The following is a 13,774-nucleotide window of genomic DNA, read 5'->3' as shown; positions in this document are numbered from 1 at the left end:
CAAAGAATATTCAAAAATTACTTAGAAGAAATAATTTATGGCCACTAAAAAAACAGTTGCGAAGTCGGTAAGTAAGAGGACTTCCAAAGTAGTAATTAAAAAAACTCCCGCAGGAAAATCTGCCGCAAAGAAGGTGATTAAAAAAGAAGATTCTGGGCTGCCTTTGTCGGTGGTGATCCGTCGTCGGATCGAGGCACAAAAGGCACGCTTTCATGCGAATGACAATATTTCTGCCTTTATTAAGCCTGGTGAGTTAGAGGGTTTAGTCGATGAGGTAGCAGAAAAAATGCAGGCCGTATTAGAAAGTTTAGTGATTGATACAGACAGTGATCACAATACTCAAAATACGAGTAGACGTGTTGCTAAGATGTATGTGCAAGAGGTCTTTAATGGTCGCTATACGGTGCAGCCAACCTTAACAAAGTTCCCCAATGTGAGCCGCTTAAATGAGCTCATGATTATTGGCCCGATTACTGTCCGTAGCGCCTGCTCTCATCATCTTTGTCCAATTATGGGCCGTATTTGGATTGGTGTTCTACCTAGTAAAGAGTCAGCTTTAATTGGTTTGTCTAAATACTCACGTCTCACCGAGTGGGTCATGTGCCGCCCACAAATTCAGGAAGAGGCGGTAGTGGAATTGGCCGACATGCTCGAGAAAAAAATTAAGCCCATTGGCGTAGCGATTGTGATGGATGCTGATCACTTTTGTATGCAATGGCGTGGTGTGAAGGATCGCGACTCAAAAATGGTCAACAGCGTGATGCGTGGCGCTTTCTTAAAAGACTCCAACTTACGACGCGAGTTCCTCTCTTTACTTGAAAGACGCTAGTTAAAGTTTGCTGTTATCGCAAGCTTCTGAGTTTGCTCACAACTCAGCCTATGGTTGAGAATAGTTCTCAACTATTACCTCATATAAATCAGCAACTTAAGCGGTGAGTAGAGAACTTATTTCTTCTGCTCTATGATCGCTCTTAATCACTTTGCATTTACGTTTTACATTTCGCTTTTAATGATTAATTAACCCACTGGAGTCACTATGAAAACTACCCGTCGCCAATTCATGATCATGTCAGCTGCTGGTGCTGCTACTTTGGCTTTAAACAGCAAAGTGCAAGCTCAAGCCATGGTTGCTGAAACCGATCCACAAGCTTCTGCATTGGGTTACAAAGCAGATGCTTCTAAAGTAGATAAGGCAAAGTACGCAAAATATGCTGCGCCACAAGCCTGTAGCAATTGTGCCCTCTATCAAGGTGCTGCTGGTTCTGCTGCTGGTGGTTGCGCGCTTTTTGCTGGCAAGCAAGTGTCAAGCAAAGGTTGGTGCTCTGCTTACGCTAAGAAAGCTTAAGTTATCAGGAGTTACATTCTGATAATGAATTACTGAGAAACAATTTCAGTAATGGCAAAGAAAAAAGCCACTGCAATTATTGCAGTGGCTTTTTCTATTGACAGGTTTAATGATTAAACGTTAGCCAAGTGTGCTTCTAATGTTTTGGTGAACTTGTTAGCGTGGCTACGTTCAGCCTTTGCCAAAGTTTCAAACCAATCAGCGATTTCGTCAAAGCCTTCATCGCGTGCAGTCTTAGCCATGCCTGGGTACATATCGGTGTACTCATGTGTTTCACCGGCAATCGCTGCTTGTAAAGCTTCTGCAACAGTCTTTGCTGGCATACCTGTACCTGGCTCGCCTGCGCCGCCTTCAATCAAATACTCCATGTGACCATGGGCGTGACCAGTTTCGCCTTCAGCGGTTGAGCGGAAAACAGCTGCAACATCGTTTGCACCAGCAATATCAGCTTGGTTCGCGAAATACAAATAACGACGATTTGCTTGGGATTCGCCAGCAAACGCTTCTTTCAAAGACTGTTCAGTCTTTGTACCTTTAACAGTTTTAGCCATAAATGACTCCTAAGATGATGATTTCGGATAGGGCGAGCGTTCCATTTCTGGGGTAATGCCACTCACCACGGGGTTATTATCAACAAAACAGGCCTCTCGAATAATCATATTTTTGTATTGGTCTGATAGCTAAAAGCAACTAATAATTAAATTTCGATTAAAGAAATAAAAGATGAGACATACCGCCAAATATCTACTTAAACGTTACTCCTTTTACTTTGGTGGCGACCAGCCAGCAGTTTCTTGGGCAGAGCGTTTTCGCTCTAGTTGCGGTGCATTTGTAGGCTTGATGTTAGTGCTCACTCTCGCTAAATACCTTGGCGAGTTAAGTGGTATCGACGAATGGCTGATGGCATCCTTAGGGGCTAGCGCTCTCTTGGTATTTGCCTTGCCAGGCAGTCCCATGGCACAGCCGTGGGCAGTGATTGCCGGAAATACCTTGTCAGCTTTAATCGGTATCACCGCTGCCAACCTTATTAAAGAACCATTATTGGCGATGCCGATTGCTGCGGCAGCCTCTATTTTGGGAATGTTTGTCTTGCGTTGTTTGCATCCCCCGGCAGCGGCAGTAGCCCTGATTGTTGTCTTAGGTCATGTGACGCACTACCGCTATGCCGCATTCCCAGTTATGGTGGATTCCATATTGCTGGTAATGGCTGGGGCGATTTACAGCAATATGACCGGAAAAGGCTACCCCAACCGGCCCATGAAGTAGTCTATTTAAGGTGATTAAGTCTTTTTGGCATTCAAATTGGTCTAAAAAGACTTAAAAGTTTCTAAAAGTAGTTAATTACTTAAATTTTGAAGCAGCAATAGAGCTAATGCAGTCTTTAATACTGTAGTTCTGATATTTACCAGCATTTTCTTTGCGAAGAGATTGAGCGCATTCAGAAACAGAATTACGTACATTGATTTTCGGAATTGAAGTCATTTGTTTTCTCCTAATGATGATGAAATAGCTTAGATCAATATTCTATTGATATTTAGAATGATTGGTGCGCCATCAGAAGGCTTTAAAATCATGTTAACATTATTTATAGGCAATATGCCAAAAGAAATGCTGACAGAATTGCCAAACATTAGTAGAACCTTATGACCCAAGTATTGCCAGTGATCCTCTGCGGTGGCTCGGGTACGCGTCTTTGGCCGCTATCGCGCGCAGGCTTTCCAAAGCAATTTTTGGTGCTCTCTGACAATGACTCAAAATACAGCCTTTTTCAGCAAGCCATAGAACGCATTCACTCAGTTGCTGATGCTGAAATTGAGCTTGGCACTACATTAATAGTGACTAATGAAGAACATCGTTTTTTAGCTTTAGACCAGTTGCGTGAAATGAAAAACGCATCAAAGATGCTCCAGACTGCTTTATTGCTTGAGCCATCAGGTAGAAACACTGCTCCAGCATTAACGCTGGCCGCATTCTATGCGCAAGATCGTGCGGCCGGCACAAATAGCGACCCAATCTTGGTCGTGACCCCAGCAGATCAAACAATTCAAAATCCTGCAGCATTTACACAGGCGCTGCAGCAGGCTATACAACTTGCTAGTGATGGTGCAATAGCAATTTTAGGAATTACTCCAAGCGCTCCTGAAACCGGTTATGGCTACATCAAAACGAAAACTCAGGAAGCTGGCAAAAATGCAGGCGAATTTACCGTTGAACGTTTCGTTGAAAAGCCGGATGCCGGTACTGCCAAACAATATCTAGCAGAGGGCGGTTACTTTTGGAACGGCGGTATGTTTGTTCTTAAGGCGAGCGTTTGGCTTGCAGCCTTAAAAGAATTTAGGCCCGATATTTTGGCGGCTACGCAAACAGCGTGGCAAGCCAAAGAACAAGATCTCGCTGGTGATGCCGTTTTTGTGCGACCAGGCAAGGATTTGTTTAATGCCATTCCAAGTGAATCGATTGACTACGCTGTGATCGAGAAATGCCCCAATTCCACGTACCCAATCAAGATGGTGGCCTTAGATGCCGGCTGGAATGATTTAGGCGCGTGGGATGCGGTATGGCAAGTAGGTAAACAGGATCAAGACGGCAATGTTACCAGTGGCGATACCTTGCTCACCAATGCTAAAAACACATTAGTGCATGCCAGCAGTCGCTTAGTGAGCGCAGTTGGCGTTGAGAATCTCATTATTGTGGAGACAGCCGATGCTGTTTTGGTTGCCGATAGAAAACATAGCCAAGACGTTAAAAATATTGTTAGTCAATTAGCAGAGCAACAGCGTGAAGAAAAGAATTTGCATCGCAAGGTCGCCAGACCTTGGGGTTGGTATGACAGTGTTGATGAGGGCGAGCGCTTTAAAGTAAAGCGTATTCAGGTAAAACCCGGCGCAAGTCTTTCACTACAGATGCATCATCACCGTGCTGAGCATTGGATTGTGGTCAAGGGCGTAGCAGAAATTACCAATGGCGATAAAGTGATTACGCTAACGGAGAACCAAAGTACCTTCATCCCTCAGGGGCAAACCCACCGACTCGCTAATCCTGGCAAAACGCCGTTAGAGATTATTGAAGTGCAGTCCGGTAGTTATCTGGGCGAGGATGATATTGTGCGTTTTGAAGATACCTACGGTAGAAGTTAATTTAGAAAATTACAAAGAGTTAAATATATGACGAGCAATAAAACGAATCCGCAAAAAGTCGCGTTAATCACTGGCATAACAGGCCAAGATGGTTCTTACCTTGCTGAGTTCTTGCTGGAAAAAGGTTATATCGTTCACGGCATTAAGCGTCGTGCCTCTTCTTTTAATACCGAGCGTATCGATCACCTCTATCAAGATCCCCATGTCAATCACCCTGATTTAATTTTGCATTATGGTGATCTAACCGATACCAGCAACTTGGTGCGCATCATCCAAGAGTGTCAGCCAGATGAAATCTACAACTTGGGTGCGCAGTCTCACGTAGCCGTTTCTTTTGAATCTCCTGAGTACACGGCTGACGTTGATGCCATGGGCCCCTTAAGAATGTTAGAAGCCATTCGTATTTTGGGTCTGGAAAAAAAGACCCGCTTCTACCAAGCTTCAACTTCTGAGCTCTATGGTTTAGTGCAAGAAATCCCTCAAAAGGAAACCACACCGTTCTACCCAAGAAGCCCTTACGCCGTAGCCAAGATGTATGCCTACTGGATTACCGTGAACTACCGTGAAGCTTATGGGATGTATGCCTGTAACGGCATCCTCTTTAACCATGAATCTAAGCGTCGTGGCGAGACTTTTGTCACCCGTAAGGTCACCCGTGGGTTAGCAAATATCTCCCAGGGATTAGAGAAGTGTCTCTTCATGGGTAATATTGATGCCTTGCGTGATTGGGGTCATGCCAAAGACTATGTACGCATGCAGTGGCTAATGCTCCAGCAAGATAAACCCGATGATTTTGTGATTGCTACAGGTGTGCAGTTCACTGTCCGTGAATTTATTATCCGCAGTGCCAAACAGCTAGGTATCACCCTAAAGTTTGAAGGCACTGCCGAGAATGAAAAAGCGATCGTAGCCAACATTGAGGGTGATAAAGCACCAGCCTTAAAAGTAGGGGATGTGATCGTGCAAATTGATCCGCGCTACTACCGTCCTACAGAAGTGGAAACACTCTTGGGTGATCCGACTAAAGCAAAAACAAAACTGGGCTGGGTTCCAGAAATCACTCTAGATCAAATGATCGTCGAGATGGTGGCTAACGACTTAGACCAAGCCAAACAACATGCTTTACTTAGTAAGCATGGCTTTAGCGTTGCAGTTGGTAAAGAAAACTAAAAAAAGATTACATACATGCCAACAGATTTAAATCAAAAAATATACGTAGCTGGTCATCGTGGCATGGTCGGCTCAGCCATTGTGCGCGATCTGCAGGCTAAGGGTTACACCAATATCGTTACTCGCACCCATGCACAACTTGAACTCACGAGCCAACAGGCTGTAAGCGCTTTCTTTGAAACTGAAAAGCCTGATCAAGTGTATTTAGCCGCTGCAAGAGTGGGTGGTATTTATGCGAACAACACTTTTCCTGCCGAGTTCATTTACGACAATTTGATGGTGCAGGGTAATGTGATTCATCAAGCCTTTTTGAATGGTGTCAAAAAACTCCTGTTCTTAGGATCAAGCTGTATCTATCCGAAGTTAGCACCGCAACCGATGAGTGAAGATGCGCTCCTTACTGGAAAGCTCGAGCCTACCAATGAGCCTTATGCCGTTGCCAAAATTGCCGGCATCAAGATGTGTGAGAGCTATAACCGTCAATATGGTGCTTCTCATGGTGTGGACTACCGCTCAGTCATGCCAACTAATTTATATGGTCCGGGTGATAACTACCATCCAGAAAATAGCCATGTGATACCAGCGCTCATTAGACGTTTTCATGAGGCTAAATTGAGCAATGCGCCCGAAGTAGTGATTTGGGGAACGGGGACTCCAAGACGTGAGTTCTTATATGTTGATGATATGGCTGCCGCATCCGTGTTTGTAATGCACTTAGATAAGCAAACTTACGATAGTCAAACGGAACCCATGCAAAGTCATTTAAATGTTGGCTATGGTTCTGATGTCACGATTGCAGAGCTGGCTTATGCTGTTGCCAAAGCCACCGGCTATCAAGGCACGATTAGTTTTGACTCTACCAAGCCAGATGGCTCTCCAAGGAAATGGATGAGCTCTGATCGTTTAAACAAGTTGGGTTGGTTGCCAAAGATTAATCTTGATCTAGGTCTGCAAAATGCCTATCAAGAATTCATGTCTAGGATTGATATCTAATGTTGGGTATGCTGAAGGTGCCAAAAAATATCTCAGTCACATCTGACGCCGCCCCCTCAAAAGATGTGTTGGGATATTGTTTAATTATTTTAAGTAGTGTGCTGTTGGGTATTTGGGCTGTCAAAGGCACGATTGCCTTGCGCAATAGCTTATTAGGTATTGAGACTATTCTCTCTACTATTTATTGCATGCGTTTTTTTAAAGTCGATAAACAAAAGCCCCCCCTCAAGAATTGGACGCCACTAATTCTGCTGGGTCTCATGTTTTGTTGGGTGATTTTTCATTATTTTTTCTTGACCCGCTTCCCCGAACAACAATTCCATGAATTAACCAGCACCTGGTTGCGTAGTGGTTTAGCGGTAATTGTGGGGGTGGGGACAGGTATGGCTATTAGAAAAAGACCCAATGCAGTGAGCTTTTTGTGGATCGGTATTCTGGTAAGTTTTGGATATCTCATTTATGAGTACATTCCGAAAGCAATTGCCTTAAATAGTTTTTTTGTTCCTCTGCCCGATAACATAAGCTACATCTTTTACGGAAAGATCAGTGGCGTATTGGCGGGAACGATTTTAGTAGTGGGCTTGCTAGGCACCATGGCTGATGCGATTAGACGAGGTCAATTTTGGGACATCTTTGGCACTGCTATTTTATGGCTCCTTGGCACGGCCACTGCTTTGTACGCTTACGTTTTTATATTTGATACCCGAAACGGTGTTGGCTTGGCTGCTATCTTTTTTATCTTCATGAGTATTGCTGCCATCTTTCAGCTCATCAAGGCATTGCTAGGTAGAAAAATGGGTTTGAGTGCGCCCTTATTGCTGGCCTTGATTATTGTTTTTACGGTAATGCTGGGATGGTTCGGCATGCAGCACCTCAAGCACAATTCTGGCTGGTCAACCATGTGGGAAGATGCTAAAACCGCAATCCAGATAGAAAAGTACCCTAACTGGCAAAATCCTGCAGTGATGGGCTATCCCCAAAATGCAAATGGGGAGGGAGTCAAAGCCAATACCTATGAACGCTTGGCTTGGGCCAGCGCTGGCGCGCGCATTTTCTTGCCAGAAAATCCCTTAGGCGTGGGCATTCTGAGTAAGCCGTTCACCACCTTATTGATGCAAAAATACCCTAATGGGGGCGCTTACATACCCTCAACCCATAGCGCCTGGGTGGAGATTGCCCTGGCATTTGGTTACCCGGGATTGCTGTTGACCTTGGGGGCGCTATTTGGCCTCTTGTGTATCTCAGTCAGCTTTGCTGGGCCACATCAATATCTCACCAGCCTACTTTCCTTGGGGCTCATATTGCTCTACACCGTTGGGGAAATCAGTAGTCAGCATGCCATCGAGATGCTCTGCTTTTTGATTGCCTTGATGTCAGCATTGCTGCCATCTTCCGAGTAGGGTAAACCCATGAAGTCTAGGGATTGACCCCGTTTTTAAAATCAGCGAAATAGCGCCCAGCGCTTATAATTAATAGAACTAGTAGGCAGACTCTCATAGTAAAGGTATTAAGCGCATGTCATCCCAAGAAGTCGCATCCGAAAATGAAATCTCCCTCTTAGATATCGTCAATTTTCTGACTGGGGCCTGGAAAAAACTCGCTGCGGCAAGCATCGTGGGTGCTGTATTGGGCCTTGCAGGCTGGTTGACCTTAGGCAGTTACTCAGCCGAGTATGTTTTATTAAATAATAATAATAATAATAGCTACGCCCTGGACCTCGTCTCCTGGAAGATGCTGCAAAAGAGCCTGCCAAACTTGGCCGCTCAAATCGTCGAAGAAAATAAAGCCCCGCAGGACCAAGCGTCCCTCTATAAAGCCATGAGCAACGAGCAGTGGTGGCAAAAAAACGTACTACCCAGTTATGCGCTCTCCAAAGCGGACACCAAAGACCTAGCTGGAATTAGCAAGGACTTGGACGCGGCTTCGACCACCATCCTCAATCTCACCTTGACCGCCAGCGGTTCCTCTAAGGAGCAATCAATTGTCAATGTCCGAGCAAGCGCAAAATTTTTACGCTCAGGTAGTGCCTACCTGCAGATCCGCCCTATGCTCAATGGCTACGAGAGCCAAACGGTTAGCACCGTAGCGGAGCTGCAGCAAAAAATCACCAGCACCCAAATCGAGATGGGCTACCAGCAAGAGCGCGCCAAGTCTTTAGAGGAGCTGCAGAAGCGCTTCCCCGGCGGCGCCAATGTCAGCGGACAAGTGGTTGACCCCAAAGACTCGGGAGCCAAGTACCTCCCACTAGCAACCCAAATTGTGGCGGTCAATAACGACATCAACGCCTCAAAAGAAAACCTGGCCAGACTACAAAAACGTGTAGAGCAAATTAGCCTCATCAAAGCCTTTATCGAACAAGCCATACCGCTACAAGACCAGACCTTTGATGGTTTAGCACTCGTTGATCAGCTATTAGCAATCGAAGGCTCTTTGCGCAGCAAATTAGCTAAGGGTGATGCCAACGGCCAAGAAATACTCGATCAGCTGCATAGCCAATTGCTCGCTATCCAGGTGCGCTTTACCAAGGGTTTAGAGGCCAACACTGCCCCAATCGCGAGTAAAAAAGGCATGCTCAAGTCGACCGCCGGAGGATTGGCGGCGGCGTTCTTCTTGATGCTCTTAGCGCTGTTAGGTGGGCGAGTATGGCTTCACATCAAAAGCGGTGGTGCCAAGTGAAGTCTGGAGTGCAAATGCCAGCACGGTACCGGGCATTAGCGGGCTTGAGTGGTTGTAACTAATATCTAATACAGAGTGAGTCTTTTTATTAGGCTCTAAGAAGAATTAATCAAATGAGCGATAAGCCAATTTATGTGACCCAACCATTTCTTCCGCCTTTGGAAGAATTTACTGCCTATTTAGAGCGGATTTGGGAAAACAAAACGCTCACGAACGGTGGACCGTTTCATCAGCAATTAGAAAAAGCATTGTGTGAGTATCTAGGTGTTAATCACATTGCCTTATTTAATAATGGCACGATTGCACTTATTACTGCATTGCAGGCTTTAAAAATCAAAGGGGAGGTTATTACCACCCCTTACTCTTTTGTGGCTACAGCCCATTCGCTTCTTTGGAATGGAATTGAGCCCGTTTTTGTTGATATTGATCCCAATACTTTAAATTTAGATCCGTCAAAAATTGAAGCCGCAATCACATCTAAAACCACGGCCATCATGCCGGTACATTGCTATGGACATCCTTGTAATGTGGAAGCAATCCAAGAAATTGCAGATCGTCATAACTTAAAGGTAATTTATGATGCAGCGCATGCTTTTGGAGTAGATTGTCATTGTGGGAGTGTATTGAACCATGGTGATTTGTCAGTGTTAAGTTTTCATGCAACAAAAGTATTTAATACTTTTGAGGGTGGGGCTATTGTTTGCCCGGATGCCAAAACGAAGCGCCACATTGATCAACTGAAAAACTTTGGCTTTGTGGATGAGGTTACCGTGGATGTTGCAGGAATTAACGGAAAGATGAGTGAGGTGAATGCGGCATTTGGATTGGTTCAATTAAATCATATTGATGCAGCATTAGATGGGCGTAAAAAAGTCGATACACTCTATCGGTCTCTTTTGAAAGATGTTGTGGGAATTAAGTGTCTTGAAGATACGGGTAAAAAAGTTGCGAATTACTCCTACTTTCCGATATTGGTTGAACAGGATTACCCCTTAACTAGAGATGAGCTTTATCAAAAGTTAAAAGATTGTAATATTTACGCTAGACGCTATTTTTATCCATTGATTAGCCAATTTCCAACGTATAAAAATTTAAATTCTTCCAATTCAAAAAATTTATTAAATGCTTTAGATGCATCGGAAAAAGTATTATGTCTGCCAATTTATCCTGACTTGGAAAATGGCGAGATTAAAAAAATTGTTAATGTGATTAACAAGGATGGCAAATCTTGAAACTCGCAATTATGCAACCTTATTTATTTCCTTATATAGGGTATTTCCAGTTAATTAACTCGGTCGATAAATTTATCTTTCTTGATGATGTAAATTTTATCAATAAGGGTTGGATTAATAGAAATCGATTAATTTTTTCAGGTAGCGTAAGTTACTTTAGCTTAGCACTGAAACAGGCTAGCCAAAATAAAAAAATTGAAGAAATCGACATCAGCGAAGATTCAAAATTGCTACTAAAGCTAGAGCGATCAATTAAGGAGTCATATAAAAAGGCTCCATTTTTTTCTGAGGCTTATCCAATTCTAGAAAGTAGGTTGTTTTTAAGTGACCTTGATAAAATTTCTGAGATCGCTAAATTAAGCGTGCTAGATGTAATGAAATTCTTGGATATCAAGACAACAGTCGTGCAGAGTTCTGGCTTATATGAAAATCAGCATTTAACAGGTCAAGACAGAATCTTGGATATCTGCCTTAAGGAAGGGGCAGCTGAGTATATTAATTTACCTGGAGGTAATAACTTATATGATAGGAATTTTTTTAAAAACCAGGGAATTGAATTGAGCTTTATTAAACCCAATATAGCTGAGTATAAAAACTTCTCCGTAGCTTTTGAGCCAGCACTATCAATTATTGACTTGATGATGCATGTACCCTGCGAAAATATCAAAGAAATGATTAATGCATGAGTTACTTAGAAATTGCAGGACACTACGATAAATGCCTTGAAGTATATGGCGATACGCATCGGGGTTTGGATTGGCCTAATGAGCAAGATATGTATAAGCGCTATCAAATTATGCTTGATCTGGTTCGGCGCGATACTCGGGAAAATAAAGTTTCCCTTTTAGATTTTGGATGTGGGACTTCTGGTCTTTACCAATATATAGTTGATCATGAACTGGCTAAGATTGAATATGCAGGATTAGATATTTCGAGAAATTTTATAGATATCTCCACAAAGAAATATCCTGAAAATAAATATTTTTGCCTTGATGTGCTGTCTGATCACTGCGATCTACCATTATTTGATTATGTGATTTTTAATGGGGTTTTTACGATTAAAAAGACGTTAAGTTTTGATGAAATGTTTAATTTCATGAAGTCGGTTCTTATAAGGATGACCCAAAAAACAACAATAGGTTTTGCATTTAATGTAATGTCAAAGCAAGTCGATTGGGAGAGGGAGGATTTGTTTCACTTGCCACTAGACATGCTAGCTAGTTTTCTCACTCAGTCTATTTCTAGAAATTTTGTAATCCGTAATGACTATGGCTTATATGAATATACTGTTTACGTTTATCCTTGAAGTGAGTAAATAAGAATGTCTAAGGTAGTTATATTTGGGGTTCAGGATTTTGCAGATTTGGCTCATTTTTATTTGGGGTTGGACACTGAGCACGAGGTCGCAGCCTTCACGGTCCACGAAAAATATTTAAATTTATCTGAATTTAAGGGGTTGCCTGTTATTCCATTCGAGTCGGTTCAAGATCTTTACCCGCCAACTGATTTTAAATTTTTTGCCCCGTTAAGCCCTTTGCGAATGAACTACCTTAGAGAGTCGGTTTATAAGGAAGCTAAGTCCAAAGGTTATCAGTTTATATCGTATATAAGTACAAGGGCTACTTACTATGGAACACCGGTAGGCGAAAATTGCTTTATTTTTGAAAATAATGTTATTCAGCCCTTTACTAGCATTGGGGACAATACTATTCTCTGGAGCGGTAATCACTTGGGTCATCACAGCTCAATAAAAGATCATTGTTTTATTTCATCTCATGTCGTTATATCAGGTCACGTAACAATTGCTAATAATTGTTATCTTGGCGTGAATTCCACAGTAGTAGATGGGGTAAATTTGGCCGCCTCTACTTACGTTGGTGCTGGAGCTTTGATTGGGTCAAATACTAAAGAGTTTGGAGTGTATCCCGGAGCAAAATCTGAAATTTCTAAGGTACCCAGCAATCGACTAAGGGGCATGTGATGACATGGGTAAAAAAAGGGCTTATATACTCCCCCAATATGGATAGAGCATGGTCTAAATCTCATGCGCAGGTTCCAACTGTCGATTTAATTTCAGATAACGTCCTTAGAATTTATTATTCATCACGGGATGCGCAAAACCGATCTCATATTTCTTATATAGAGGTTAATCCAAAAAACCCAAAAGAAATTCTTTATGAACATCCAGAACCTATTCTGGACCTTGGAAAATTGGGGGCATTTGATGAGTCTGGCCTCATGCCTTCGTCGGTTGTAACTATTAATGATATTAAATATCTCTATTACACCGGCTGGAGTATTGGGAAAACCGTTCCCTATCACAATACGATTGGGTTAGCGGTTAGTGATGATGGGGTAAATTTTAGAAAGGCAGGGGAGGGGCCTGTACTGTCGACTACTTTGCAAGAGCCCTACTTCATAGGCACGGCTGAAGTGATGATGCTAAATGGGGTATGGGGGTGTTGGTATGCGTCTTGCACCGGATGGGAACTTATAGACGGAAAGCCGGAGCCAAGATATCACATAAAGTTTGCAGAGTCTAAAAATGGTATCGATTGGATTAGAAATGGAGCCATTGCAATAGATTACAAGGATCAAAATGAAGGCGGCATTGTTAAAGCGACCATTCTTGTAGGCGAGGAATATGAGATGTGGTTTAGCTATAGAGGCATAAAAGATTATCGATTCAATTCAAGCAATAGTTATCGCATTGGATACGCGCACTCTCAGGATGGACGGCAATGGGTTCGACGGGATGAGTTCGCGGGCCTAAATGTTTCCAAGATTGGCTGGGATTCTCAAATGGTTGCATATCCTAGTGTTTTTAATATCGGCAACAAAAAAGTGATAATTTACAACGGAAACGCTTTTGGGAAAGAAGGATTTGGATATGCTGAATGGGAGGGATCTGATGAAAAATAATATTAACCAAGTTTCTCTTAGGAAAATAGCTCAATTTGAAATTGAGCAGCATATCCATAATATTGTGGAGTACGGGTATACCGTCATAGAGGGTTACTTGAAGTCGGTCGAAGTAGATGAAATACATGCCCGCATAATTTCTTTATATGAAAAAAATGAAAAAAATAAAGAAGGTGGATTCAACCACGAAGTGCAACTTTGAACAACTAGGTAAGGAGGCTAAGGATGTTTTAGTATCCAAAGCTTCTAGACCTGCAAGTCAAAGTAGCCATGACCTATCAACACCTTAGCCAAACTGA

General features: G+C 42.9%; 16 protein-coding genes. 14 read left to right on the top strand and 2 right to left on the bottom strand.

Features of this window, described 5'->3' with window-relative positions:
* The first annotated feature begins 37 nt into the window (after positions 1-37).
* Together folE and ICN46_RS02145 are read left to right on the top strand one after the other, a co-directional pair.
* Complete coding sequence (gene folE / locus ICN46_RS02150; RefSeq protein WP_216204060.1) at positions 38-829, top strand: GTP cyclohydrolase I; 792 nt, start codon at positions 38-40, stop codon at positions 827-829.
* Between the two features lie 207 nt (positions 830-1,036).
* On the top strand, positions 1,037-1,345 hold the full coding sequence (locus ICN46_RS02145) for a high-potential iron-sulfur protein (protein WP_216204058.1): 309 nt from the start codon (positions 1,037-1,039) through the stop codon (positions 1,343-1,345).
* Positions 1,346-1,458: 113 nt separating this feature from the next.
* On the opposite strand, the gene ICN46_RS02140 is transcribed toward ICN46_RS02145, so the two are convergent.
* Positions 1,459-1,896, bottom strand: coding sequence for a rubrerythrin family protein (locus ICN46_RS02140; protein WP_088524842.1), 438 nt, complete (start codon positions 1,894-1,896; stop codon positions 1,459-1,461).
* Between the two features lie 172 nt (positions 1,897-2,068).
* On the opposite strand from ICN46_RS02140, the gene ICN46_RS02135 reads away from it, so the two are divergent.
* Positions 2,069-2,611 (top strand): HPP family protein, encoded by a 543-nt coding sequence (locus ICN46_RS02135; protein ID WP_216204056.1) that lies wholly within the window; start codon positions 2,069-2,071, stop codon positions 2,609-2,611.
* Positions 2,612-2,686: 75 nt separating this feature from the next.
* Here the strand turns inward: ICN46_RS02135 and ICN46_RS02130 are convergent, their stop codons facing one another.
* Positions 2,687-2,827 (bottom strand): hypothetical protein, encoded by a 141-nt coding sequence (locus ICN46_RS02130; protein ID WP_216204054.1) that lies wholly within the window; start codon positions 2,825-2,827, stop codon positions 2,687-2,689.
* 161 nt (positions 2,828-2,988) lie between these two features.
* On the opposite strand from ICN46_RS02130, the gene ICN46_RS02125 reads away from it, so the two are divergent.
* The 11 genes from ICN46_RS02125 (at position 2,989) to ICN46_RS02075 (ending at position 13,677) form a co-directional block, all read left to right on the top strand.
* Entirely contained in the window at positions 2,989-4,482 is a 1,494-nt protein-coding gene (locus ICN46_RS02125) for a mannose-1-phosphate guanylyltransferase/mannose-6-phosphate isomerase (protein ID WP_216204052.1), read from the top strand.
* A 27-nt stretch (positions 4,483-4,509) separates the two neighbouring features.
* The gene (gmd, locus tag ICN46_RS02120) at positions 4,510-5,652 is read left to right on the top strand and encodes a GDP-mannose 4,6-dehydratase (RefSeq protein WP_216204049.1); all 1,143 of its coding nucleotides are present in this window, start codon (positions 4,510-4,512) and stop codon (positions 5,650-5,652) included.
* A 15-nt stretch (positions 5,653-5,667) separates the two neighbouring features.
* Complete coding sequence (gene fcl, locus ICN46_RS02115) at positions 5,668-6,645, top strand: GDP-L-fucose synthase (protein WP_216204047.1); 978 nt, start codon at positions 5,668-5,670, stop codon at positions 6,643-6,645.
* The gene (locus ICN46_RS02110; RefSeq protein ID WP_216204045.1) at positions 6,645-8,045 is read left to right on the top strand and encodes an O-antigen ligase family protein; all 1,401 of its coding nucleotides are present in this window, start codon (positions 6,645-6,647) and stop codon (positions 8,043-8,045) included. The genes fcl and ICN46_RS02110 overlap by 1 nt, the downstream gene beginning before the upstream one ends.
* A 115-nt stretch (positions 8,046-8,160) precedes the next feature.
* Positions 8,161-9,321 carry a hypothetical protein gene (locus tag ICN46_RS02105; protein WP_216204043.1) on the top strand — a complete coding sequence of 387 codons (1,161 nt, stop codon included), beginning with the start codon at positions 8,161-8,163 and terminating at the stop codon, positions 9,319-9,321.
* A 113-nt stretch (positions 9,322-9,434) separates the two neighbouring features.
* The gene (locus tag ICN46_RS02100) at positions 9,435-10,553 is read left to right on the top strand and encodes a DegT/DnrJ/EryC1/StrS family aminotransferase (RefSeq protein WP_216204041.1); all 1,119 of its coding nucleotides are present in this window, start codon (positions 9,435-9,437) and stop codon (positions 10,551-10,553) included.
* Complete coding sequence (locus ICN46_RS02095) at positions 10,550-11,239, top strand: WbqC family protein (RefSeq protein ID WP_216204039.1); 690 nt, start codon at positions 10,550-10,552, stop codon at positions 11,237-11,239. Before ICN46_RS02100 ends, ICN46_RS02095 begins: the two co-directional genes overlap by 4 nt.
* Complete coding sequence (locus ICN46_RS02090) at positions 11,236-11,859, top strand: class I SAM-dependent methyltransferase (RefSeq protein WP_216204037.1); 624 nt, start codon at positions 11,236-11,238, stop codon at positions 11,857-11,859. The genes ICN46_RS02095 and ICN46_RS02090 overlap by 4 nt, the downstream gene beginning before the upstream one ends.
* Positions 11,860-11,874: 15 nt before the next feature.
* A complete protein-coding gene (locus ICN46_RS02085) occupies positions 11,875-12,534 on the top strand; it encodes an acetyltransferase (RefSeq protein WP_216204036.1) in 660 nt (219 codons plus the stop codon).
* On the top strand, positions 12,534-13,475 hold the full coding sequence (locus ICN46_RS02080) for a glycoside hydrolase family protein (RefSeq protein WP_216204034.1): 942 nt from the start codon (positions 12,534-12,536) through the stop codon (positions 13,473-13,475). Before ICN46_RS02085 ends, ICN46_RS02080 begins: the two co-directional genes overlap by 1 nt.
* Positions 13,465-13,677, top strand: coding sequence for a hypothetical protein (locus ICN46_RS02075; protein WP_216204031.1), 213 nt, complete (start codon positions 13,465-13,467; stop codon positions 13,675-13,677). The genes ICN46_RS02080 and ICN46_RS02075 overlap by 11 nt, the downstream gene beginning before the upstream one ends.
* Positions 13,678-13,774 lie beyond the last annotated feature (97 nt).

Source organism: Polynucleobacter sp. Latsch14-2, assembly GCF_018881925.1.
Classification (GTDB): domain Bacteria; phylum Pseudomonadota; class Gammaproteobacteria; order Burkholderiales; family Burkholderiaceae; genus Polynucleobacter.
The sequence above is the reverse complement of the archived record's forward strand: the minus strand, read 5'-3'. Positions and strand labels throughout refer to the sequence as shown.

What these genes read in the sequence shown, in the direction of transcription:
- folE (WP_216204060.1), top strand. Translation starts at nt 38, where the DNA reads ATGGCCACTAAAAAAACAGTTGCGAAGTCGGTAAGTAAGAGGACTTCC.
- ICN46_RS02145 (WP_216204058.1), top strand. Translation starts at nt 1,037, where the DNA reads ATGAAAACTACCCGTCGCCAATTCATGATCATGTCAGCTGCTGGTGCT.
- ICN46_RS02140 (WP_088524842.1), bottom strand. Translation starts at nt 1,896, where the DNA reads ATGGCTAAAACTGTTAAAGGTACAAAGACTGAACAGTCTTTGAAAGAA.
- ICN46_RS02135 (WP_216204056.1), top strand. Translation starts at nt 2,069, where the DNA reads ATGAGACATACCGCCAAATATCTACTTAAACGTTACTCCTTTTACTTT.
- ICN46_RS02130 (WP_216204054.1), bottom strand. Translation starts at nt 2,827, where the DNA reads ATGACTTCAATTCCGAAAATCAATGTACGTAATTCTGTTTCTGAATGC.
- ICN46_RS02125 (WP_216204052.1), top strand. Translation starts at nt 2,989, where the DNA reads ATGACCCAAGTATTGCCAGTGATCCTCTGCGGTGGCTCGGGTACGCGT.
- gmd (WP_216204049.1), top strand. Translation starts at nt 4,510, where the DNA reads ATGACGAGCAATAAAACGAATCCGCAAAAAGTCGCGTTAATCACTGGC.
- fcl (WP_216204047.1), top strand. Translation starts at nt 5,668, where the DNA reads ATGCCAACAGATTTAAATCAAAAAATATACGTAGCTGGTCATCGTGGC.
- ICN46_RS02110 (WP_216204045.1), top strand. Translation starts at nt 6,645, where the DNA reads ATGTTGGGTATGCTGAAGGTGCCAAAAAATATCTCAGTCACATCTGAC.
- ICN46_RS02105 (WP_216204043.1), top strand. Translation starts at nt 8,161, where the DNA reads ATGTCATCCCAAGAAGTCGCATCCGAAAATGAAATCTCCCTCTTAGAT.
- ICN46_RS02100 (WP_216204041.1), top strand. Translation starts at nt 9,435, where the DNA reads ATGAGCGATAAGCCAATTTATGTGACCCAACCATTTCTTCCGCCTTTG.
- ICN46_RS02090 (WP_216204037.1), top strand. Translation starts at nt 11,236, where the DNA reads ATGAGTTACTTAGAAATTGCAGGACACTACGATAAATGCCTTGAAGTA.
- ICN46_RS02085 (WP_216204036.1), top strand. Translation starts at nt 11,875, where the DNA reads ATGTCTAAGGTAGTTATATTTGGGGTTCAGGATTTTGCAGATTTGGCT.
- ICN46_RS02080 (WP_216204034.1), top strand. Translation starts at nt 12,534, where the DNA reads ATGACATGGGTAAAAAAAGGGCTTATATACTCCCCCAATATGGATAGA.
- ICN46_RS02075 (WP_216204031.1), top strand. Translation starts at nt 13,465, where the DNA reads ATGAAAAATAATATTAACCAAGTTTCTCTTAGGAAAATAGCTCAATTT.